Annotated in this window: 19 protein-coding genes; 10 read left to right on the top strand and 9 right to left on the bottom strand. The window is 73.6% G+C overall.

Going from position 1 to position 21,310, the window contains the following annotated elements; translation table 11 throughout:
• The first annotated feature begins 98 nt into the window (after positions 1-98).
• Both ACFYT9_RS05945 and ACFYT9_RS05940 read left to right on the top strand, forming a co-directional pair.
• A complete protein-coding gene (locus ACFYT9_RS05945) occupies positions 99-1,754 on the top strand; it encodes an ADP-ribosyltransferase domain-containing protein (protein ID WP_389161203.1) in 1,656 nt (551 codons plus the stop codon).
• A gap of 194 nt (positions 1,755-1,948) precedes the next feature.
• On the top strand, positions 1,949-2,731 hold the full coding sequence (locus tag ACFYT9_RS05940) for a CPBP family intramembrane glutamic endopeptidase (protein ID WP_389161202.1): 783 nt from the start codon (positions 1,949-1,951) through the stop codon (positions 2,729-2,731).
• Positions 2,732-2,756: 25 nt separating this feature from the next.
• Here the strand turns inward: ACFYT9_RS05940 and ACFYT9_RS05935 are convergent, their stop codons facing one another.
• From ACFYT9_RS05935 to ACFYT9_RS05925, 3 genes are all read right to left on the bottom strand, one after another.
• Positions 2,757-4,658, bottom strand: a complete 1,902-nt coding sequence (locus tag ACFYT9_RS05935; protein ID WP_389161200.1) for an alpha/beta-hydrolase family protein — start codon at positions 4,656-4,658, stop codon at positions 2,757-2,759.
• A gap of 160 nt (positions 4,659-4,818) precedes the next feature.
• Positions 4,819-6,438 carry a glycerol-3-phosphate dehydrogenase/oxidase gene (locus ACFYT9_RS05930; protein WP_389161198.1) on the bottom strand — a complete coding sequence of 540 codons (1,620 nt, stop codon included), beginning with the start codon at positions 6,436-6,438 and terminating at the stop codon, positions 4,819-4,821.
• Complete coding sequence (locus tag ACFYT9_RS05925; RefSeq protein WP_376604028.1) at positions 6,435-7,034, bottom strand: TetR/AcrR family transcriptional regulator; 600 nt, start codon at positions 7,032-7,034, stop codon at positions 6,435-6,437. Before ACFYT9_RS05925 ends, ACFYT9_RS05930 begins: the two co-directional genes overlap by 4 nt.
• A gap of 260 nt (positions 7,035-7,294) precedes the next feature.
• On the opposite strand from ACFYT9_RS05925, the gene ACFYT9_RS05920 reads away from it, so the two are divergent.
• Entirely contained in the window at positions 7,295-8,890 is a 1,596-nt protein-coding gene (locus ACFYT9_RS05920; protein ID WP_389161196.1) for an FAD-binding oxidoreductase, read from the top strand.
• 31 nt (positions 8,891-8,921) lie between these two features.
• Positions 8,922-9,803: a YegS/Rv2252/BmrU family lipid kinase gene (locus tag ACFYT9_RS05915; protein WP_376604031.1), complete on the top strand. Its 882-nt coding sequence runs from the start codon at positions 8,922-8,924 to the stop codon at positions 9,801-9,803.
• A 119-nt stretch (positions 9,804-9,922) separates the two neighbouring features.
• Here ACFYT9_RS05915 and ACFYT9_RS05910 read toward each other — a convergent pair whose 3' ends face one another.
• Positions 9,923-10,177 (bottom strand): ferredoxin, encoded by a 255-nt coding sequence (locus ACFYT9_RS05910; protein WP_389161195.1) that lies wholly within the window; start codon positions 10,175-10,177, stop codon positions 9,923-9,925.
• Positions 10,174-11,367, bottom strand: coding sequence for a cytochrome P450 (locus tag ACFYT9_RS05905; protein ID WP_387272674.1), 1,194 nt, complete (start codon positions 11,365-11,367; stop codon positions 10,174-10,176). Before ACFYT9_RS05905 ends, ACFYT9_RS05910 begins: the two co-directional genes overlap by 4 nt.
• A gap of 181 nt (positions 11,368-11,548) precedes the next feature.
• Here ACFYT9_RS05905 and ACFYT9_RS05900 point away from each other — a divergent pair, with 181 nt between their 5' ends.
• The gene (locus ACFYT9_RS05900; protein WP_389161193.1) at positions 11,549-12,223 is read left to right on the top strand and encodes a helix-turn-helix domain-containing protein; all 675 of its coding nucleotides are present in this window, start codon (positions 11,549-11,551) and stop codon (positions 12,221-12,223) included.
• Positions 12,224-12,230: 7 nt separating this feature from the next.
• Here the strand turns inward: ACFYT9_RS05900 and ACFYT9_RS05895 are convergent, their stop codons facing one another.
• Positions 12,231-13,082 (bottom strand): dienelactone hydrolase family protein, encoded by an 852-nt coding sequence (locus tag ACFYT9_RS05895; RefSeq protein ID WP_389161191.1) that lies wholly within the window; start codon positions 13,080-13,082, stop codon positions 12,231-12,233.
• Between the two features lie 90 nt (positions 13,083-13,172).
• Here ACFYT9_RS05895 and ACFYT9_RS05890 point away from each other — a divergent pair, with 90 nt between their 5' ends.
• Positions 13,173-14,165 carry a GlxA family transcriptional regulator gene (locus ACFYT9_RS05890; protein WP_389161189.1) on the top strand — a complete coding sequence of 331 codons (993 nt, stop codon included), beginning with the start codon at positions 13,173-13,175 and terminating at the stop codon, positions 14,163-14,165.
• 90 nt (positions 14,166-14,255) lie between these two features.
• Here the strand turns inward: ACFYT9_RS05890 and ACFYT9_RS05885 are convergent, their stop codons facing one another.
• On the bottom strand, positions 14,256-15,251 hold the full coding sequence (locus ACFYT9_RS05885) for a helix-turn-helix transcriptional regulator (RefSeq protein WP_389161188.1): 996 nt from the start codon (positions 15,249-15,251) through the stop codon (positions 14,256-14,258).
• A 120-nt stretch (positions 15,252-15,371) separates the two neighbouring features.
• Between ACFYT9_RS05885 and ACFYT9_RS05880 the strand changes: the two genes are divergently transcribed.
• The 3 genes from ACFYT9_RS05880 to ACFYT9_RS05870 all read left to right on the top strand — a co-directional run bounded on the left by ACFYT9_RS05880 (position 15,372) and on the right by ACFYT9_RS05870 (position 19,118).
• The gene (locus ACFYT9_RS05880) at positions 15,372-15,767 is read left to right on the top strand and encodes a RidA family protein (protein WP_389161653.1); all 396 of its coding nucleotides are present in this window, start codon (positions 15,372-15,374) and stop codon (positions 15,765-15,767) included.
• 325 nt (positions 15,768-16,092) lie between these two features.
• Positions 16,093-17,583, top strand: coding sequence for an AmmeMemoRadiSam system radical SAM enzyme (gene amrS / locus ACFYT9_RS05875; protein ID WP_389161187.1), 1,491 nt, complete (start codon positions 16,093-16,095; stop codon positions 17,581-17,583).
• Positions 17,580-19,118, top strand: a complete 1,539-nt coding sequence (locus ACFYT9_RS05870) for a radical SAM protein (protein WP_389161185.1) — start codon at positions 17,580-17,582, stop codon at positions 19,116-19,118. The genes amrS and ACFYT9_RS05870 overlap by 4 nt, the downstream gene beginning before the upstream one ends.
• A 124-nt stretch (positions 19,119-19,242) precedes the next feature.
• Here the strand turns inward: ACFYT9_RS05870 and ACFYT9_RS05865 are convergent, their stop codons facing one another.
• Entirely contained in the window at positions 19,243-19,641 is a 399-nt protein-coding gene (locus tag ACFYT9_RS05865; RefSeq protein ID WP_387272659.1) for a hypothetical protein, read from the bottom strand.
• 274 nt (positions 19,642-19,915) lie between these two features.
• Between ACFYT9_RS05865 and ACFYT9_RS05860 the strand changes: the two genes are divergently transcribed.
• A complete protein-coding gene (locus ACFYT9_RS05860) occupies positions 19,916-20,275 on the top strand; it encodes a hypothetical protein (protein ID WP_389161183.1) in 360 nt (119 codons plus the stop codon).
• 61 nt (positions 20,276-20,336) lie between these two features.
• Here ACFYT9_RS05860 and ACFYT9_RS05855 read toward each other — a convergent pair whose 3' ends face one another.
• Entirely contained in the window at positions 20,337-21,245 is a 909-nt protein-coding gene (locus ACFYT9_RS05855; protein WP_389161181.1) for a CehA/McbA family metallohydrolase, read from the bottom strand.
• Positions 21,246-21,310 lie beyond the last annotated feature (65 nt).

The following is a 21,310-nucleotide window of genomic DNA, read 5'->3' as shown; positions in this document are numbered from 1 at the left end:
CACAGGCCGGGGCCACGGCCGCCGGCAGCACAGGGGCCGGGGCCACGGCCGCCGGCACGTCCGACCCGCCATCGACGACCACCGGGAGTTCCCCCGCCATGAGCGAAGCGACCACGCCCGCCGCCCCCCAGCCCGACCCGAACGACCCCCTGGCGCTCACCGAGCTCTTCACCGGCGGCGGAGAGGCCTGGCTGCCGGTGCTGAAGCCCGTCATCGAGGCCCGGCCGGACGCGGACCGGTTCATCGGACCGGGTCGCAGCCCGCAGGTCGTCCCGGTGCGCGAGCTGACCTTCCAGGCGCTGAAGCCCCACGCGCCGCACCAGTGGAAGGTCGTCGTCTTCGGCCAGAACCCCTACCCGCGGCCGGAGAGCGCCACCGGCATCGCGATGTTCGACAACACCTTCAACGACTGGAAGGACAGCCAGTTCGGACGGGTCGTCAGCATCCGCTGCCTCATCAAGGCGGCGGCGATGTGGAAGTACGGCATCGTCAAGAAGACGCCCATCGCCGAGGTCCGGGCCCTCCTGAAGGAGCGGGACACGGTCCAGCCGCCCGAGTGGTTCCAGGCCATGCTCACCCAGGGCGTCCTCCTCCTCAACGCCTCGCTGACCGCCAGCGCGGACGGCGCCATGGGCACCGACCTGCACACCGGGTTCTGGAAGCCCGTCGCCGAGCGGATCGTCGAGGAGATCCTCCGCGCCAAGCAGGACGCCGAGGACCCGGAGGACCGGGGCGTCGTCTTCGCCTGGTGGGGCGCCCACGCCCGCAGCCTGAAGCGGACGGTGCAGCGGCTGGAGAAGAAGTACCCGGGCGTCGAGGTCCGCCACCTCGACCACGCCAACCCGGCGGCCCAGGGCGACCTGTTCTGCGACGGCGACCACCTCGCCACCGTCAACGACGCCCTGATGTCCCTCGGTGCCGACGCCATCGACTGGCTGCCGAGCAAGGGCTGGAACCAGCCCTCGGCCGGTGCCGGTACGGGCTCCGCCGCCGGGGACGGCGCCGGGGGCCAGAGCGGCGACGTCGCCGCCCGGATGGGGGCCTTCATCGCGTCGACCATGGAGCTCCACCAGCTGTACCTGGAGCGGCTCACCAGCGTCCGCGACGAGGGCCACGTCCTGCCCCCGCTCACGGGTGTGCTCGACACGCCGCTGATGTCCTTCGAAGACGCCGTCGCCCCGGTCACCGAGGTGCTGCGCGGCCTCGGCGGGCACATCGACCGCTCCCGCGAGTTCGGCAAGCGGCGCGCCGACGAACAGGCCGGCGGCGGACTCTCCGCCGACGCCATCGCCGCGCTCTTCCTCTACACCTGCGAGTCGGGCTTCTACCGGAACATCAACGCCGTCCTCCGCTCCCCGGACCGCGCCCGCGTCGTCCCCTACCTGCCCTACCTGCGGCTGCTCTTCGCGGCGGTGGACTCGCTCCCCGCCCGCACCGAGCCGCTGTGGCGCGGCGTCGCCCTCGACCTGCGCGGCCAGTACCCCCTGGGCGAGACGGTGACCTGGTGGGGCGTCTCCTCCTGCACCTCCGAGCTGGGCGTGGCCCGCTCCTTCCTCGGCAGCCGCGGGAAGCGGACCCTGTTCGAGGTGACGCCGGCCCGGGCGGTGGGCATCCGCAGCTTCTCCGCCTTCACCGGAGAGGAGGAGTACATCCTCGCCCCCGGCACCCAGCTGGAGGTCACCGACGTGAAGGCCGAACGCGGGGGCCTCTGCACGGTGAAGCTGCGGGAGGTGGAGACCCGGCTCGTCTCCTGACACCCGCCCGGCAGGATCGGCCCGACCGGACGGCTCTGCCGGACGGGCGCCCCCCCCGGTGGCCGGTACCGGCCACCGGGGGCGCTGCCGGCCACCGGGGACGCTGCCGGGCGTGGCCGGGGGGTGCCGGGTAGCGTGGTGGGGAGGGAGGGGCGAGACGACCCGCCGGCGCTGCCGCAGGACGGAGCGGCCCTGTGTCCTCCCGCGAACCGGGCGATGCCGAGCCGCGCCCGGACCACGACCCCGGCTCCGCGCGCACCCCGCCACGGGGCCGGTGGCGCGGGCCCGTCCCCCTCCGGTGGGCCGTGGGCCTCGCCGTCGCCGTGCTCGTCGCGGCCAACGTCCTCCTGAACCACTGGACGGGGCCCCTGCGGCTGCTGGCGGCCCTCGCGGTCACCGCCCTGCTCCTGGCGATCCTGCGCTGGGCGGGCGGCACCCTCGCGGACGCCGGTCTGGCTCCGGGCACCTTGGCACGCGGAGCCAGGTGGGCGTCGGTCCTGATGGGGCTGGTGGCGGCCGTCTATGTGGTCGGCGTGCTGGTGCCGGCCACCCGCTCCCTCTTCGAGGACCAGCGGTACGCGGGGATGACCGGGTCCGAGCTGGCGGTGCGGGTCCTCGTGACGGTGCCGCTCGGCACGGTCCTGGTCGAGGAGGTGGCCTTCCGCGGAGTGCTCTACGGGCTTGTGCGGCGGGCCCGGGGGACGGTGTGGGCGACCGCGGTGTCGAGCCTGCTGTTCGGCCTGTGGCACGTCCTCCCGTCGCTCCACCTCTCCGCCGCGAAACCGGCGCTGACGAGCGTCTTCGGGGACTCCGGGCCCGGCGCGGTCCTCGCCGTCGCGGCCGCCGTGCTCTTCACCGCCGCGGGCGGTGTCGTCCTCTGCGAACTGCGGCGGCGCAGCGGCAGCCTGCTGGCTCCCATGGGACTCCACTGGGCGCTGAACGCCCTCGGGTACGTCGTCGGCTTCGTCCTGAGCTGAACGCCCGGCCGGGGCGTGCGGCGGCTCAGTCCTCCGGCGGCTGGATGACCTCGCGGAGGCGTTCGAGGTCCTGCGGGGTGAAGTCCGCCGGCCGCATGACGGCGTTCCAGGCGTCGACGTAGGCGGCCTTGTAGGTGTGCCCGTGGCCGTCCGGCACACCGGTGGAGAACGGCAGGTCGGCGGTGACCTGCCAGAAGGTCACGAACGGGATCCAGACCATCTCCTCCAGCACGTCGCCGCCGGGAGCCTCGCCGATCCAGTCGGGCTCGGAGAGCGCGAGCTGCGGACTCCACCAGACGATCGGGTCGGAGGGGTGCATCAGGTAGAGCACCCGTGTGTCGTCCCACGGCCGGCCGGGAGGCGTGATGCCGGTGGTCGGGTCGTCGGTGAACCGGACCGTGCGCCCCTCCTTGTAGACGGGCTCGATCTCGGGGCTCCCCGCGTCCCTGTGGTCGCTGAACTCGCGGAAGAGGGTGTTGAAGTTGGGCGGCCCGGCGAAGACGGCTCCGGCCGTGCGGTTGCGGAGGTCGTACTCGCCGCTGAACGCGGTCTCCCCGCCGAAGGAGCCGAGGCTCTCGCCCGCGACGAAGAGCCGCGGACGCTCGTCCTGGGGCAGTTTGGACCAGACGTCGTAGACCGCGTCGAAGAGCTCGCGGCCCGCCTCGCGCGCCTTGGACTGGTCGACGAGGTAGGACAGCCAGGACGGCAGGTAGGAGTACTGCATCGCCACGGTGGCCGCGTCGCCTTCGCCGAGGTACTCGAAGGAGTCGACGGCGGCGGCGTTGACCCAGCCGCTGCCGGTGGTGGTCATCACGAGCAGGTTCGCGCGCTCGAAGCCGCCGGCGCGTTCGAGGTCCGCGACGGCCCGGTCCGCCCGGGCCTCGGCGTCGTCGGAGGTGGCGAGCCCCGCGTACGCCCGTACGGGTTCCAGCGCCGGGCGGTGGGTGAACGCCCCGATGTCCTGGGCCGAGGGGCCGCTGCCGGTGAAGGTCCGGCCCTGGCGGCCCAGGCTGTCCCAGGGCACCAGTGAACCGGGACCGCCCGAGCGCAGCGAGGAGACGGGCCGCTGCACGCCTTCGGGCGTCTCGGTGTCCCGCAGGGAGAACGCCTCGTTGGCCGCGTTCACGAACCCGGACAGCAGCACCCCGCTCACCAGGGCCCAGGCCAGCCCCGCCACGACGATCCAGCCGACCGCGCGGGCCGCCCGGGGGCCGATCCAGCGCCGGAGGAGCCGGGCGAGCCACCGGTACAGGCGCCGGAGCCCGCGGCCCGCCAGCAGGAGCAGGAGGAAGAGGGCGGCGGCGACGAACGGGCAGGCGATGGTCGTGACGACGTTGTAGTCCGTGACGTCCATCAGCACGCGGATCCTGTGCTGCCAGTACTGGCCGAAGCCGAACGCGAGGCCGAACAGCACGAGCGCGGCGATCCCCAGGACCTGCCACGAGCGGGTGGACGGCTCGCGCGGGTCCCGGTCGGCGAAGGCCCGCCACACGTAGGCCGCGACGACGCCGAGCCCGTAGCCGATCGCCGCGCTGATGCCGCAGACGACCCCCTGGAGGACGCCCCCGCGGGGGAGCAGCGACGGGGTGAAGGAGAGGCAGGCGAGCAGCAGGGCGCCCCAGCAGCCCGGCAGGGTCAGGCGGAGCGAGCGCCGCCCGACCCTGCCGGCCGTGTTCTCGGGGCTCGCCTGCGACTCCTCCGGGGTCGGCTCGGCCGTGTCCTCGGGGTCTGCGTTCGTCTTCTCCGGGGTCGGCCCGGCCGTGTCCTCGGGGTCCGCGTTCGTTTTCTCCGGGGTCGGCCGGGCTGCGTCCTCGGCGTCCGCGTTCGTCTCCTCCGGGGCTGACTCGGCGGCGCTTTCGAGGTCCGCTCTCCCCTCCTCGGGGGCCGGGCGGTCGTCCGGCGGCGGTTCGTTCGGGTCAGGAGTCATGGCCGTCCTCCGACGCCCATGGTCGCCCCGGGCGACGCGGCCTGCCACCCGGGCGCGGGGCCGGCCCCGCGCCCGCGCCCCGGTCCCCTTGCCCCGGTGTCGGTCCCCGTCCCGGTCCCCGCCCCGGTGCGGGCACCGCGGCCGGGGGTGGCCCGGACCTTCAGCGCGTCTGGTGGACGTCGGCGAGCGCCTCGCGGGCCGCCGGCTCGGCCGCGGCCCGGTCCTCGGGCACCAGGCCGATCCGGGTGCGCCGGTCGAGGAGATCGGACACGTCGAGGGCGCCCTCGTGGCGGACGGCCCAGACCAGCTCGGCGCCGGTCACGGGGTGGCCGGGGACGACGGGTTCGGCGAGCGCCGGGTCCCGGACGCCGAGGGCGTGGACCGCCGGGGCCTCGGAGCCGTACCGGTGCACGAGCCTCGACGGCACGTCGAGCCCGGCGAGGACGCGGGGCGCGGCGGCGCCGACCAGCGGGAGGGACGCGGTGCGGCACGGGCCGGCGTCCAGGCCGCGGGCCGCGACGGCGGCGTCGACGGCGTCCTGGGCCATCCGGCGGTAGGTGGTGAGCTTGCCGCCGACGACGGTGACGACGCCGTCGGGGGAGGTGAGCACCGCGTGCCGGCGCGAGATGTCGGCGGTGCGGCCCGACGCGTCCGTGGTGTCGAGCAGCGGCCGCAGGCCCGCGAAGGCGCCGACGACGTCGGACCGCTGGAGCGAGACGTCCAGCGCGGAGCCGAGCACGTCGAGGAGGAAGCCGATGTCGGTCTCGGGGACCTCCGGCACGTCGGGGACGTCGCCGTCGACGGGTTCGTCGGTGAGGCCCACGTACACGCGTCCGTCGCCCTGGGGGAGGACCAGCACGAAGCGGTTGGTCTCGCCGGGGATCGGGATGTGCAGGCCGCTGGAGAGGCGGCCGAGGTCCTCGGCGCGCAGGACGAGGTGGGTGCCGCGCGAGGGCCGCAGGCGGACGTCGTCGACGAGGCCGCCCGCCCACACCCCGGTGGCGTTGACGACGGTGCGGGCGCGGACGCGGAGCGTCTCGCCGGTGGTCTCGTCGCGGACCAGCGCCCCGTCGGCATGGAGTTCGAGGGCGCGGACGCGGGTGAGGATCCGGGCGCCGTGGGCCGCCGCGGTGCGCGCGATCGCGGTCACGAGCCGGGCGTCGTCGGACAGCCGGCCGTCCCAGGAGAGGAGTCCGCCGCGCAGGCCGGTGGGCCGGAGGGCGGGGGCGAGGTGCCGGGTCTCGACGGCGGAGAGGGCACGCGGCCGGGGCAGCGTGCGGCGCGAGGTGCGGGCGCCGACCCGGAGCAGGTCCCCGGCGAGGAAGCCGGCCTGGGCGAGGGCCGCCTGCCCGCGGCTCACCAGCGGGGTGAGCGGAAGCACGAAGGGCTGGGCCCGCACGAGATGGGGGGCGGTGCGCTCCATCAGGACGCCGCGCTCGACGGCGCTCTCGTGGGCGACGTCAAGCTGGCCCGAGGCGAGGTACCGCAGTCCGCCGTGGATCAGCTTGGAGCTCCAGCGGGAGGTGCCGAAGGCGAGGTCGTGGGCGTCGATCGCGACGACGCGGAGTCCACGGGTGGCCGCGTCGAGCGCGGCGCCGGCGCCGGTGGCGCCGAGACCGACGACGAGGACGTCGACGATGCCGTCGGATCCGCCGGACGCTCCGGCCCCGACGGCCCCGACGGCTCCGCCGGTTCCGTCGGCGAGTCGCTCCAGTTCGCGCCGGCGCCGTGCGGCGTCGAGGGAGGAGCCGGGCAGGGCGGTGCCGCTCGTGTGCTTCACGGGGTGAGGGTCCTCTCCAGCAGGATGCGCAGCTCGCCGAGGAAGGCTGCTTCGCTCAGTTCGGGATCGGTCTCGTCGGTCATCGTGCGCAGAGAGAGCGTGAAGGACTGGACGACGAGGAGCAGGGACCGGGCCTGGAGGTCCACCCGGGCGCGGCGGACCGAGCCGTCCTCGTGGCCGTCCTCCAGCGCGGTGTGGAGGAGACCCAGGAGGGCGTCCTGGCTGGCGCCCCGCCGGTCGAGGACGTACGGCAGCAGCAGTTCCGGGTCGACGTCGAGGATCTTGTGGAAGAGCGGGTGCGCCCGGAAGGCGGCGGCGCCCGCGACGAGCCCCTCGACGATGCGCTCCCGTTCCGGACGGGTCTCGTCGGACGGGGGCATCGCCCCGGCGGCCACGCCGATCCACTCGCGGGTCATCAGATCGCCGACCAGGCTGCGCACATCGGGCCAGCGCCGGTAGAGCGTCATCCGGGACACCCCCGCGCGCCGGGCGACGTCGGTGAGGGTGGTGCGGCGTACGCCGACGGCGAGCACGCAGTCGCGTGCGGCGTCGAGCACGGGATCTGCGTCTGCATGGTTGTGACGAATGGGCGTCATCTGTCACAGTGTAATGCCAGTACGGGCCGAGCGGCAGATCCGTCCGCGAACCATCCGCGAGCCGTGTGCCGGCCGTACGGGGAGCAGCCTGCGTGTCGGTCGTACGGGAACACTCCGTGCGCCGGTCGCACGGGAAGCGGCCCGTACGGCAGGCCGTGGACCAGTCCGTGCGGACAGCCTGTGCGGACAGTCCGTGCGGACAGCCTGTGCGGACAGCCCGTGAATCAGACCGTGAACCAGACCGTGAGGAACCTCTCGAAGTGGACATGTTGTGGAGCGGCTGGGGCGACCCGGCCAAGGCGGCACCCCTGCCCGACGCGGTCACCGGCCTCCTGCGCGACCTGCTCGGCGTCACCCCTCGCGAGGGCGCCCCCGCCGACCTCGCCGCCGTCGAACCGCCCGCCCCGGCCCTCACCGACGAGGCCCGCACCGCGCTGCGCACCGCCGTCGGCGCCCCGGACGGCCTGCGGGAGGACGCCGAGAGCCGGATCCGCCACACCCGCGGCAAGTCCACCCCCGACCTGCTGCGCATCCGCGCCGGCGAGGTCGAGGACGTCCCCGCCGCGGTCGTCCTCCCCGCCGGGCACGACGAGGTCCTCGCGGTCCTGAGCGCCTGCGCCGAACACGGCCTCGCCGCCGTCCCCTTCGGCGGCGGCACCTCCGTCGTCGGTGGCCTCGCGCCCACCACCGAGCGCCCCTTCGTCGCCCTCGACCTGCGCCGCATGGACCAGCTCCTCGCCGTCGACGAGGTCTCCCGCACGGCCACCCTCCAGCCCGGCCTGCGCGGCCCCCGCTGCGAGGAACTGCTCAACGCCCGGGGCTGGACCCTCGGACACTTCCCGCAGTCCTTCGAATGGGCCACCGTCGGCGGCTTCGCCGCGGCCCGCTCCAGCGGCCAGGCGTCCGCCGGCTACGGCCGCTTCGACGAGATGGTCCTCGGCCTCACCGTCGCCACCCCCGAGGGCACCCTGGAGACCGGCCGGGCCCCGCGCTCGGCCGCGGGTCCCGACCTGCGCCAGCTGGTCCTCGGCTCCGAGGGGGCCCTCGGCGTCATCACCTCCGTGACCGTCCGCATCCGCCCCCTCCCGGCCCGGCGGGTCTACGAAGGATGGCGCTTCGCCTCCTTCGAGGCAGGCACGGCGGCCCTGCGCCGCCTCGCCCAGGACGGCCCCCGCCCCACCGTGCTGCGGCTCTCCGACGAGTCCGAGACCTTCGTCGGCCTCGCCCAGCCGGACGCCATCGGCAGCACCGAACTCCCGCAGAACCCGGGCTGCATGGCCATCGTCGGGTACGAGGGAACCGAGGCCGACACCGCGGCCCGCCGCGCCGCCGCCCGCAAGGTCCTGCTCGCCTGCGACGGCGAGTACCTCGGCGAGGAGCCCGGCGACCGCTGGGAGCACGGCCGCTACAACGCGCCCTACCTCCGCGACGCCCTCCTCGACGCCGGCGCCTTCGCCGAGACCCTGGAGACCGCCGCCTTCTGGTCCGCGATCCCCGGCCTCTACACCGCGGTCCGCGACGCGCTGACGACCACGCTCACCGAGTCCGGCACCCCGCCCCTCGTCATGTGCCACATCTCGCACACGTACGAGAACGGCGCCTCGCTCTACTTCACCGTGGTCTCGGCCCAGGGCGGGGACCCCGTCGCGCACTGGGCGCCGGTGAAGCGGGCGGCCAACGACGCCATCCTGGCGGCCGGCGGTACCATCAGCCACCACCACGGCGTCGGCACCGACCACCGCGACTGGTACGTCCGGGAGATCGGCCCCCTGGGCATCCGCATGCTCCAGGCCGTCAAGGCCGAGATCGACCCCTCCGGGGTGCTCAGCCCCGGAGTCCTCGTCCCCGTCCGCTGACCCCCTCTCCTGCCGCCCGGAGGTCTCATCCATGCGACAGTTCACCGCCGTCGTCAACCCCACCGCAGGGGGTTCCAGCGGTACGGCCGGCCTGCTCCCGCTGGCCCGGCTGCTGCGGGAGGCGGGCGCCCGGCTCGACACCGTCTACAGCCGCAGCCTGGAGCACGCCCGCGAACTCGCCCGGGACGCCGGGGCCCAGGGCCACGTCGTCCTCGCCGTCGGCGGGGACGGCATGGCCGGCGGGGTCGGCGGCGCGCTCAGCGGCACGGACACCGTGCTCGGCCTGGTGCCCGCGGGACGGGGCAACGACTTCGCCCGCGCCCTGGGCCTGCCCACCGACGCGCCGGGGCTCGCCGCCGTGCTGCTCCGCGGCGAAGCGCGCGCCGTCGACACCATCGAGGTCGAGTCCGCCGCGCACGCCAGGACCTGTGTCCTGGGCAGTGTGTACGCGGGCGTGGACGCCGTCGCCAACCGCCACGCCAACGCCTCCCGGATCCTCCGGGGCGCCGCTTCCTACTACGCCGGCGGCCTGCGGGCCGTCCTCGCCTGGAAGCCCGCCGACTACCGCATCACCATCGACGGCGTACGCCACGAACGCACCGGCTATACGGTCGTCGCGGCGAACTCCGGCTTCTACGGCTTCGGCCGGAAGATCGCCCCGGGTGCCCGCGTCGACGACGGGACGCTCGACGTGGTGGTGATCAGGGAGGCTCCGAAGCGGCTCTTCTTCGCCATGATGAACGAGCTGAAGACGGGCGCCCACCTGGACCGCCCCCAGGTCGAGATCCTGCGCGGCAAGGAGATACGCATCGAGGCCGACCGCCCCCTGCCGTACGGCGCGGACGGCGAGGTCGACGCGACGCTCCCGGTGACCCTCCGGGTCCAGCCCGCGGCCCTCCGCGTCCTGGCCTGACTCCCGACCCGATCCGACCAGACCCGACCCGACCCGCTCCAATCCGATCCGATCCGGTCCGCTCCGACCCCCGTCGCCGGTCCGGTCCAGGAGCGGCGCGGGCACGGATCGGATCCCGTCTACGAGCCGTCGGCGCCCGTTCCCGGCCCCGCCGGGTCGCCGGGGACGGTGTCCCGCACGGTGATCGCACCGGCGGGGCAGACCCCGGCGGCCATCCGCGCCGCCGCCCGGTCCCCGGCGGCGGGCTCGGCCTCCAGCAGGAGGACGAGACCGTCGTCGGGGTCCTGGTCGAAGACGTCGGGCGCGGTCATCGCGCACATCCCGGCGCCGATGCAGCGCTCCCGGTCGACGGAGAGCCGGGTCGCGCCCGTCACTTCGCGTCCCAGGTGACCGGGAGGCTCTTCACCCCGTAGATGTCCGCGGTCTCCGGGCGCAGCTCGATCTCCTCGGCCGGCACCGCGAGCCGCAGCGTCGGGAAGCGGTCGATCAGCGCGCGGAAGGCGACCCGCATCTCGATGCGTGCCAGCTGCTGGCCGAGGCACTGGTGGATGCCGTGGCTGAAGGCCAGGTGCCCGTCGAACGGCCGGCGTATGTCGAGCACGTCGGGGTCCGTGAACCGCTCGGGATCGCGGTTCGCGGTGTTGTACGAGAGGACGACCGTCGTACCCGCCTCGACGGTCTGCCCACCCACCTCCACGTCCTCCAGCGCCGTGCGCATGAAGGTCTTGGCGACGCTCAGATAGCGCAGCAGCTCCTCCACCGCCCCGTCGGTCAGCGCGGGATCGGCGCGCAGGGCCGCCAGCTGCTCCGGGTGCCGGAGCAGCGCGAACGTCCCGAGGGCGAGCATGTTCGCGGTGGTGTCGAAGCCGGCGGCCAACAGGATCAGGCTGATCCCCTTCAGCTCCTCGTCCGAGAGGTCGCTGTCGGTGAGTTCGCTCAGCACGTCGTCGGTCGGGTGCGCACGCTTGGCCGCCACCAGCCGCGCCAGGTACTCCTGGGTCGCCGTGTACGCCGCGATGAGCTCCTCGTCGCTCACCTCCCCGCCCATGAAGGTGTCGATCTGCTGCTGGAAGGAGGCGCGGTCCTCGTACGGCACGCCCAGGATCTCGCAGATCACGATGGTGGGGATCGGCTTGGCGAAGGCGGTCACGAGGTCCGCCGTCGGGCCCGCCTTCTCCATGGCGTCCAGGCACTCGGTCGTCACCTGCTCGATCCGCTCGGTGAGCAGCCGCATCCGTCGCACGGTGAACTTGCCGACCAGCGGCTTCCGGTAGCGGGCGTGCTCGGGATCGTCCATCAGCAGGAACTCGCCCGGCGGGGCCGGCGGAAGCTCGAAGTCGACGACGTTCATCAGCTCCTTGCGGGAGCTGAACCTCGGGTCGGCCAGGACCGACCGCACCAGGTCGTACCCGGTGATCAGCCAGCCGGGCATGCCGCCGGGGTGGGTGAGCCGGCTGATCGGCCCGTGCCCGCGGGCGTCGAGCAGCTCGGCCGGCGGATCGAAGGGACAACCGGGCCGACGCTCCGTCGGCAGCGCCGCGACGGTGTGGAGGGATTCGCTCATGACCAGTCCTCATCTCGCGATATGGCGTGTTTGACGATTCTCGAAAGCTACGTTGCGTTCAGAGATCAGTCAATCGACAATCACTGAAACCCCAGGTGGATGAGCGAAATTGATGCAATGGGTTGAGGTCGAACGCAACGCTGCGTTGCAATGGTGGCTTTCGAAGGCAATACTGGCCGGCATGCCCGGAGGACGTCTGACCCAGCAGGAGCGCCGCCACATCGCGGCCGGACTCGCCCACGGCCTCTCCTACGCCGAGATCGCCCGGAGGCTCGACCGCCCGACCTCCACGGTCAGCCGCGAGGTCGCGCGCAACGGCGGAGCCCGTGCCTACCGCCCCGACCGGGCGCACCGGGCCACCGCCGACCGGGCCCGCCGCGGCGCCCCGACGCCCTCGCGCACCCCCGGGAGACGGCCCGGGGCGGCCGAGGACGAGATCGTCGAGATCGCGGTCAGGTCCGGGATGCCGCTCATGGCCGCGCGCGTCCACGTCGACCTGGTGCTCTCGGAGGACGGCCGGCGCACCGCCGCCGCGCTGGCCCGCCGCCTGGAGGTCAGCCCCGCCTCCGTCTCGGTGGCCGTCAACTTCCTCCTCCAGCAGGGGTACGTGCGCCGCGAGCGCGACCCGCACCGCCGCCGCGACGTCTACGTGGTCGACGACGACGCCTGGTACCACTCGATCGTGGTCAGCGTCCGTCAGACCCTCGCCTCGGCGCAGGCCGCGATCGACGTGGCGGAGGCCCTGGGCCCCGACAGCCCCGCCGCCCGCCGCCTCGCCAAGGGGGGCGCCTTCCTGGAGCGCGTCGTCCACGACCTGAAGGACTCGGCCGACCACTGGCGCCCGCTGCTCTCCTGACCCCCGGTCAGCCCGCCGGTACGGGCCCGGTGCCGCGACCGGGACCGGCCAGTCGCTCCGCGAGGAAGCCGATGATCTCGTCGCGGGCGCGCAGGGTCGGATGCCCGGCGGCGTCCACCAGATGCGCGGTGACGACGCTGTGCGCGCACCCCACGACCTCGCGGAAGAAGGGCGGAGGGTCGGCGTTCGCCGCGCCGGCGGGCAGCGTACGCCCGTCGAAGGCGTCGCCGAGGAGCGCGCGGTACGCGGCGAACCGCCGCCCCGTGCACCAGCGGTCGCCCTCGAAGCGGTACGCGAGCACCTTCAGCCCGTCCCGCCGCACCCGTTCGGCCACCGCCACGGCATCGTCCTCGCTCAGTTCGAGCCCCGCGGGGTCGTCGAGCGGCAGCGACGGATGGTTGACCACCGGCGCGACGACCGCGGGCTCCAGCGCCATGGCCAGCGCGAAGTTCCCGGTGAAGCACAGCCCGACCGCGCCGACCCCCGGCCCGCCCCGCTCGGCGTGCGCCGCCCGCGCCAGCCCCCGCAGCCACCCCGTCACCGGACTCGTGCCGCCCCCGGCGAACGCCCGGAACTCGGCGCTGACGCAGGCCCGCCGTACGACCGTTCCGGCGGCCTCGGCCCGCGGATAGGCCCCGTCCACCCCGAACAGGGACGGCAGGTAGACCGAGAACCCGGCCTCCCGCACCCACCGCGCGAAGCGGGCCACGTCGGGACTGATCCCCGGCATCTCCGGCATGATCACCACCGCGGGCCCGGCGCCGGAGACGTACACCCGCTTGCCGACGCCCTCCACCTCGACCTCCCTGCGCTCGAAGTCGTCCAGGGGATCGTCGAACCGCCTCTGTTCGCGTGTCATGGCAGGCAGGATGACGGGCCCCGCCGAGCGAGCGACACTGGCGGCATCGCCAAGGAACCCGCCGATCCCGCCACCCCACCGGAGTCCCGCATGAGCAGCCCCCTCAGACTGAGCGTGCTGGCCTACCCCGGCTGCTTCGCCTCGGAGGTCCACGGCGTCCCCGACCTCCTCACGATGGCCGGCCACGTCGCCGCGGCGCACGGCCGGGCGGAGCCCGCGTACGAGACCTCCGTCGTCTCACCGCGCCGGCGCGTCCTCGCCGCCGGCGGCTCCCGGATCGACGTGGCGGCCGTCCGCCCGGCCGACGTCCTGATCGTGCCCGGCTTCGAACTGGCACCCACGCCCGACCTGGACGCCACGCTCACCCGCCTGGAGCCCGAACTCGCCACCATCCGGACCGCGGCGGCGTCCGGCACCGCCGTCGTCTCGATCTGCGTGGGCGCCTTCCTCCTCGCCGAGGCCGGCCTGCTCCACGACCGCGACGCGACGACCAGCTGGCTGTACGCCGACCGCTTCGCCCGCCGCTACCCCCACGTCCGGACGCGCCCGGAACACCTGGTGCTCACCGACCGGGGAGTGACGACCACCGCCGCCTTCAGCGCCATGTACGACTTCGCCCTCCGCCTCGTCCGCGACCACGACGGCCCCCGCATCGCCGACGGCACCGCACGGGTCGCCCTCCTCGACACCACCCGCTCCACCCAGACCCCCTACGTCGATCCGGACCTCCTCCCGACCACGGGCCACGCCTTCTCGGCCGGTGTGAGGCGATGGCTCGACCAGCACCTGGCCACCCGCTACGACCTCCCGGCCCTGGCCGCGCGGTTCGGCGTCAGCACCCGCACCCTCCTCCGCCGCTTCCGCGCCGAGACCGGCCACACCCCCCTCACCTACCTCCACACCGCCCGTGTCCGCCGGGCCCGCCACCTGCTGGAGACCACCGACCGCCCCCTCGCCGGGATCGCCGCGGACGTCGGCTACCAGGACCCCGGCACCCTCACCGCGCTCTTCCTCCGCCACACCGGCCACCACCCCAGCACCCACCGAGCCACCCGAAGCACAGCGCAAGCCCCGCCCGCCTGATCCGCCCGCCCGATCCGGCCGACCTGCGGTCCCCGCTCGAAACCGGCTCGGCGCCGGCGGACGGCGCCGGCGGGCATGCGACGGCGCCGCTCACCGAGCGTCCCGAGTTCGTGGACGGCGGGGCGCGTAGAGGGCGGCGAGACCGGCCGCCCGGTCGCGGAGCGACGTACGCAGCGACTGCGGCGACAGCGCTTCCGCGTCCGCGCCGAGCTGCCACAGCGCCCACTCCGCGTGCCGCGCGTCCTGGAAGATCAGCTCCAGTCGCAGCCGGCCGTCCGCGTCGGGCTCCTCCGCGCGGACCGCCAGCGCCGTGTCCAGCAGCTCCTCCCGGCGCACCGGATCCACCCGGACCAGCACGGTGACGTGGTCGCTGCCGGAGAGGAACCGCGCCGAGCGCTCCCGCCAGATCCGGTCCAGGTCGACCTGGTCGGGCCGCTCCGCCGCCTCGGGAAGCTCCTCGGCGGCCAGCACCCGCGCCAGCCGGTACGTCCGGTCCTCGCCCGCGCGCGTGGCCAGGAGGTACGCCCGGTCGCGTACGGTCACGAGGCCGATCGGGTCCACCGTGCGCCACCGCGGTGCCTGGCCGGTGGCCGCGTAATGGATCCGCAGCTTGTGTCCGGCCAGCACCGCGCCCCGGACCTCGCGCATCGTCGTGCCGGGGACGTCGTCCCTGACGAGCCGGCGGGCGAGGAGGTCGGTCTCCGGCTCGACGAGGAAGCGCCGGGCCGCGTCGCTCGCGGTGCTCTGGTGGCTCTCCGGCAGCGCGTCGACCACCTTCCGCATCGCCGAGGCGAGGGCGGAACCGAGCCCGAACGCCTGCTCGGCGCGCCCCGACCCGGCCGTGAGAACGGCCAGGGCCTCGTCGTGGTTCAGCCCGGTGAGCTCCGTCCGGAAACCCGGCAGCAGCTCGAAGCCGCCGTGCCGGCCGCGCTCGGCGTAGACCGGGACCCCGGCCGCGGACAGCGCCTCGATGTCGCGCAGCACGGTACGGGTGGAGACCTCCAGCTCCCGGGCGAGGGCGTCTGCCGTCATCCGGCCCCGGCGGCGGAGCAGGAGAACCAGGGAGACCAGCCGGTCGGCACGCATGCGGGAACCGTAGCGGAATACATGACAGAGGATGTCGTGATGCGTTGGAAGGCTCCTGACCAGGACGTCGAAGCAGAGCGACGTCGAAGCGCAGTGTGTGAGGACGGGAGCTGAGTGGCGATGGAGCGAACCTCGGTCAATCCGGTGACGTGGTCGGTGGAGAGGGGCTTCAACCAGGGAGAGGTGGTGTCGGGCCAGACGCGGACCCTCTACATCTCGGGCCAGACCGCGATGAGCGGGGAGGGGAAGCCGCTGCACGACGGAGACATGGCGGCGCAGCTGACGCTGAGCATCGAGAACGTGGAGGCCGTGCTCGCCGCGGCCGGCATGTCCCTCGCGGATCTGGTGCGGCTCAACGTGTACACGACCGACGTCGACCTGCTCTTCCGGCACTACGGCGTCCTGGCCGCCCGGCTCGGCGCCGCGCGGGTGGCGCCGACGACGACGATGCTCGGAGTGACCCGCCTGGCGATCCCCGGCCAGATGGTGGAACTGGAGGGCACCGCCGTCGCGTGACGCAGCCCCGAGGCCCCGCCGTTCGTACCGGCCGCGCAGGCGAACCGGAACGAGCGGCGGGGCCTCGTCGTCGTTCCGGGGGCGGGTCCGCCTCCCGCTCACCGCGGTCGGACTTCTTGACGCCGACGAGAACGCTCGGTCATGCTCGTCGCCGGGACGGTGAGGAACGTTCAACAATCCTCAACCGGCATAGCGGTGGTTCCCGGGGCGGATCGCATCAGAGCGCTGGGACCTGCCGCCTCCAGCGCCGCCCGCTCCTCCTCGAACGCTCCCGCTGCGAACCGCGCACCTCCCGCCGGTCACCTCCTTCTCGGAAGGACAGCATGTGACGCACCCGAACCAGACCCCGAAGTCGGCCTGGAACAGCGAGGCCCGCCCCGCCCGCCTCGAAGAACGCCTCGACGACGGCGTCGTCCGTTGCCACCTCAGCCCCAGGAACTGCCGCATCCGCCCCGGTCAGCACGGCTTCTGCCGCGTGCGGGCCAACCGCGACGGGCGGCTGGTCACGCTGAACTACGGCCGGTCGGTCCACGCGACCGAGGAGACCATCGAGACCGAGGCCGTGTTCCACTACGCGCCCGGCGCCCGGATCCTCTCCATGGGCAACATCGGCTGCATGCTCAACTGCGACTACTGCCACAACTGGAAGACCTCGCAGGCGCGTTACGTGGAGGACAAGGACGTCCACCACTACACGCCCCGGGAGGTCGTCGACATCGCGGTCCGGCACGGGATCCGGGTGATCTCCTGGACCTACAACGACCCCGTCGTGTGGCACGAGTTCGTCGTCGAGACCGCCGCCCTCGCCCGGGCCGCCGGCATCGTCAACCTCTACAAGTCCGCCCTCTTCATCACGGCCGAGGCGGTCGAGGAACTCCTCCCGGTCATCGACATCTTCTCGGTGTCGATCAAGTCCCTCGATCCGGCGTACTACCGGCGGATCACGAAGGGCCGGCTGGAGCCCGTCCTCGAAGCGACCGAGCAGGTGTTCCGGGCCGGCAAGCACGTCGAGGTGTCCACCCTCATGGTCACCGACCTCAGCGACGACGAGAAGACCGCCCGCGCCATGGCCGCCTTCGTCGGCGAGCGCCTGAGTCCCGACGTACCGACGCACTTCGTCCGCTTCCACCCCGACTACAAGATGACGCACACCGTCCGCACCCCCGTCGACCGGCTGGAGAAGGCCCGCGGCACCGCCCTCGGCATGGGGCTCCGGCACGTCTACCTCGGCAACGTCTACGACACCGACGCGACCGACACCCGCTGCCGAGCGTGCGGACGGCTCCAGATCACCCGGTACGGGCTGAACGCCGACCTCGTCGGCATCGACGCCGACGCCCGCTGCACCGGCTGCGGCGACCACACCGGCATCACCCTGCTCCCGGACGCCCGGCCGCGCGAGCGGGTCCGCGACCTTCCGCCCGGACAGGACCTGTCCGTGGCCGGCTTCGACTGGCACGGGGACGTCCGCGCCCTCCACTTCCAGCTGCGCAACACCTCCGGCGCCCCGGTGAGGGCGTACGCCCGCCGCCTCGGCGGCGCAGGCGCGGACCGGTCGTGGGAGGTCATCGACCTCGCGCCGCACGAGAGCTTCCGCTCCATCGCGGCCAAGAGCACGCCGGGCGAGACCGGAGTGCAGGTGGCCGTGGACCACAGCTGCGAGTCCACCCTCCACCAGGTCTTCGACCGGGCCCACTTCCCCACGGTCGAGGCGACGGCCGGCACGCTCAACGCCGACGTATCGCCGCTTCCCCTCTTCGTCCGGGACGCGAGCCGGAACAGCCGCCCGGACACACCCCGGAGCCCCCGGCCATGAGACACGGAACGGACTACCGCGTCGTCCCCCTTCACGCCCCCGGCGACGGCGAGGACGGCCCCGAGACCGCCGCCGTCCTCATCACCGGCGACCACCGCCTCCTGCTCGCCCCGGCCGCCACCGCCCGCCGCCTGGAAGCCGGTGTCGCCCACCTGCTGCCCGCTGAGCGGCTGGCCTGGGACCGCCTCCGGGCGACCGCCGGCGTCGGTGACGACACCCACCGTGCCCTCCTCGCCGGGAGCGCGCTCTCCGACGGCGCCGACTTCGCCGTCAACGTCAACCTCACCAACGTCTGCAACCTCGCCTGCGCCTACTGCTTCGCCGAAGGCGGGGACTACGGCCGCATCACCGAGGCGATGGGGGAGCACTCCATCGCCTGGATCTTCGACTTCATCGAGACCCACGCGGCCCCGGCCCAGCGCGTCCGCTTCGAGTTCTTCGGCGGGGAACCCCTGGCGAACCTCGGCGTCATCCAGAAGATCTGCGCCCGCGCCGACGAGGTCGCCGAACGGACCGGCGCGATCTTCGTGCACCGCGTCTCCACCAACCTGACGCTCCTGCCGCCCGGCACCCTCCCGCTCTTCCGGGACCACCGCTTCATCGTCTCGGTCTCGATCGACGGCGGTCGCCGGGTCCAGGACGCCAACAGGCCCTCGAAGAACGGCAAGGGGTCGTACGACCGGATCGTCCGCAACCTCCGCCGGGTGCGCGAGGAGTGCGGCGACGCCGTCACCCTCGTCGCGCGCATGACGATCGCCTCGGCCGAGCCCACCCTCAAGGAGAGCGTGCTCGCCCTCTGGCGGCTCGACCTCTTCGACCACTTCCAGATCTACCCGGGCGTCTATCCGGTCCGGGCCGGTACGACGGTCCCCGTTGCGCTCACCCTCGGCGACCGCACCCTTTCCGAGCCGCGCGGCGACATCCGGTACATCAACCACTTCCTCCAGCCCGGCATCGTCGAGCAGTTCAAGGACTTCCTCGACCACTACCCGAAGCTGTTCGAGCCCGGGAACCGCTTCAAGGGCGTGCTGGAGTACGAGCGGACGGTCCAGATGATCACCGAGGGGGCGGCGGCCCTCGCCTTCTGCTCCGGCGGCCGCACGTACTACACGCACTCGCCCGACGGCAGCGTCAGCCCGTGCCACCGCCTGGTCGGCGACGAGAGCTTCGACGTCGGCACCGGCGAGCGGGGCATCACGCGGGCGCACCCCGAATGGCGGCGCACCGTGGACCAGCACCCGGTGTGCGGCGGTTGCTGGGCCCGTTACCTCTGCGGAGGCGGCTGCCGGCAGGAGAACCACGTCGCGACCGGAGACCTCAACGTGCTCAACGAGGAGTCCTGCCGGTACCAGTTGATGCTGGCGGAGGAGGTCGTCAGGATGGTCGGCCGGTCCACACCCGCGTACCGGTCCCGTTCCCGGACCCGCTACGACGACCTCTTCGTGTCGTGCGGCCGCCCCGTCCTCCCCAGCCCCCGACCCGCCGCCGACACCCTGCGGGACCACGACTACGCGCCTTTCCGGCTCCTCTGCTGATCCGCGGTCTGCGGTCTGCGGTCTGCGGTCTGCGGTCTGCGATCCGCGATCCGGGGTCCGCGGGCTACGGGCTACGGGCGGCGAGGCGCGGGCCTTCGGGGCCCCTGCCTCGCCGCCGTCCGCTCTACCGCCCGGCCGGCACGCGCAGGGCGCGGCAGGACCGCAGCCCGATGTCCACGAGGTCGGTCAGGCGGGAGGAGGGCATGAGCGCGGCCAGGCGGTGCAGCGCGAGCGCCGACTCCCACGCCGAGGCCCTGGCCGGTGAACCGTCCCACGAGACGGCGTCGAGCCGCGACCAGAGGTGCGCGCTGAAACCGAGGTGAATCGTTCCTGCCCGAGCCGCCTCCTCGTCCAGCGCCTCGCGCACCGCCGTCAGGAACGTCACGGCGTCCTCCGGCCCCAGCGCGTCCACGACGATCCGCAGGTAGGGAGCCATCAGCGCGGTCGCCTCCGGCCACTCCGCCTCGTCGCCGAAGCGCTCGCGCAGGTGTGCGTACAGCGAGTGTTCCATGTCATGGGTCATGGAATGAGAGATACGTTTCGTCAGCAGATCTTGGTCGCGGCGACACGCGGAATCACCCGGCCCGCCGCTCGTATGGACGGCCGGAGGGCGGAGCGGGGGCCTTCACGCCCCGCGACACCCCGCCGGCGCGGGCGGCTCCGAGTGCACCGGGGCCGCACGGGTGACACCGGGGCGACACGCGCCCTCCGCCGGTCCGGCGGATCGATTCGCCCTTCCCCCGGCTTCGTAGGGTGACGCCTGTTTCCTTGATCATCTTCGGAAGGACCCCTCCGTCGTGAAGCTGCGCACCACTCTCGGCGCCACCGTCGGCGCCCTCGCCCTCATCCTGTCGACGGCCGGCTCGGCCCAGGCCGCGCAGGGCGAGTTCCACTACAAGTACGTCGACGGCTACGGCCAGGAGCGCCACGTCACCCTGCACGACCCGCACGGCGGCAAGTGCATCAACCTCCACGCCGTCGGCGACGACGAGGAACTCCCCGGCTACGGCCCGCACAACAACACCGACGCGGCCGTCACCCTCTACGTCGGCGCGAGCTGCCAGGGCGCCGAGTGGCGCCTCAAGGCCCACGGCAAGCCCGCCAAGGACACCCTCGAAGTCCGCTCCGTGCGCTTCGACGCGCCGCCGGTCAAGTAGCGCACCGGTGCCGGGGCGGCCCAGTCACGCCGCCCCGGCACGGGAACCCGTTCCACCCGCGTCACCCGCCCCCGCCGAGCCGGATCGGATTGCTCCACGCACACCCGCCCCGCGCGTCCTCCACGGTGACGCGGCAGTATCCGCCCCCGAACATCCCGACGGGCAGCGCACACTCCGTCAGCCCTTCCCCCTCCACGAGACGCACCCCCGGAACGCCGCCAGTGACCATCACCTTCCGTGCCGGCGAGCACCTCACGCTGAGCACCCCGCGCCGGAGCCGGATGTCACGCAGCTCGGGGCCGGTGCTCGCGTAGTAGTGACCGGCCTTGAGCGCGGCGAGCAGCGCCTCCGGATCGAGGGACGCGGCGCGGACCTGCACCCAGGCGGCGCAGCCCGGCGGGTCCTGCGGCTGGAAGTGCGCGTCGTCGGCGGCGTAGGCGGACAGCCGCCGTCCCCGGTTGAGCAGGACGTCGGTCAGGTGCCAGCTGTCGCCCCGGCCCTCGCGGGCCGAGAGCGCGTTGTGGACCTCGACGGCGTGGGCGGCGTCGAGGCTTTCCGCGTCCGCCTCGGTGAGGAGCGAGGCGGCGGGGTGCGCCATGCCGATGAACGCGCCCGCGGCACGCGCCCGGCGGGCGAGTCGCCGTGCGGTCTCGGAGGGCCCGGGCGGCGCGAAGCCGAGCGGGAGCCCCACGGCGAGGACGTGCCACTCCGGGGAGAACTCGGTGCGAGGGGCGTGCAGTTCGGCGCCGAGGAGGGTGGTGAAGCCGGGGGTGCGGAACGGCCGGGTGTCCGTCAGGGGGAAGCCGTAAGCGGCCTTGAAGTGGTCGGTCACGGCCAGGAAGTCGTAACCGGCGTCCCGGTAGACGCGGCAGACCTCCTCCGGCGGCAGCGCCCCGTCGGACTGGTCCGAATGGGTATGGAGGTTGCCCCGCCAGAACCGGCCCGGTCGGTCGAACGGCAGGTCCTCCATGCGATCTCCCTCTTGAACTCAACTTGGAAGTGGGTGAGTTGAGTAAAGTCTAGGGTCGCGTCACC

The organism is Streptomyces sp. NPDC004435, assembly GCF_042873895.1.
In the GTDB taxonomy this organism is placed as follows: Bacteria; Actinomycetota; Actinomycetes; order Streptomycetales; family Streptomycetaceae; genus Streptomyces.
Note: the sequence above shows the minus strand (reverse complement) of the source record. Positions and strands in the feature narration are given on the sequence as shown.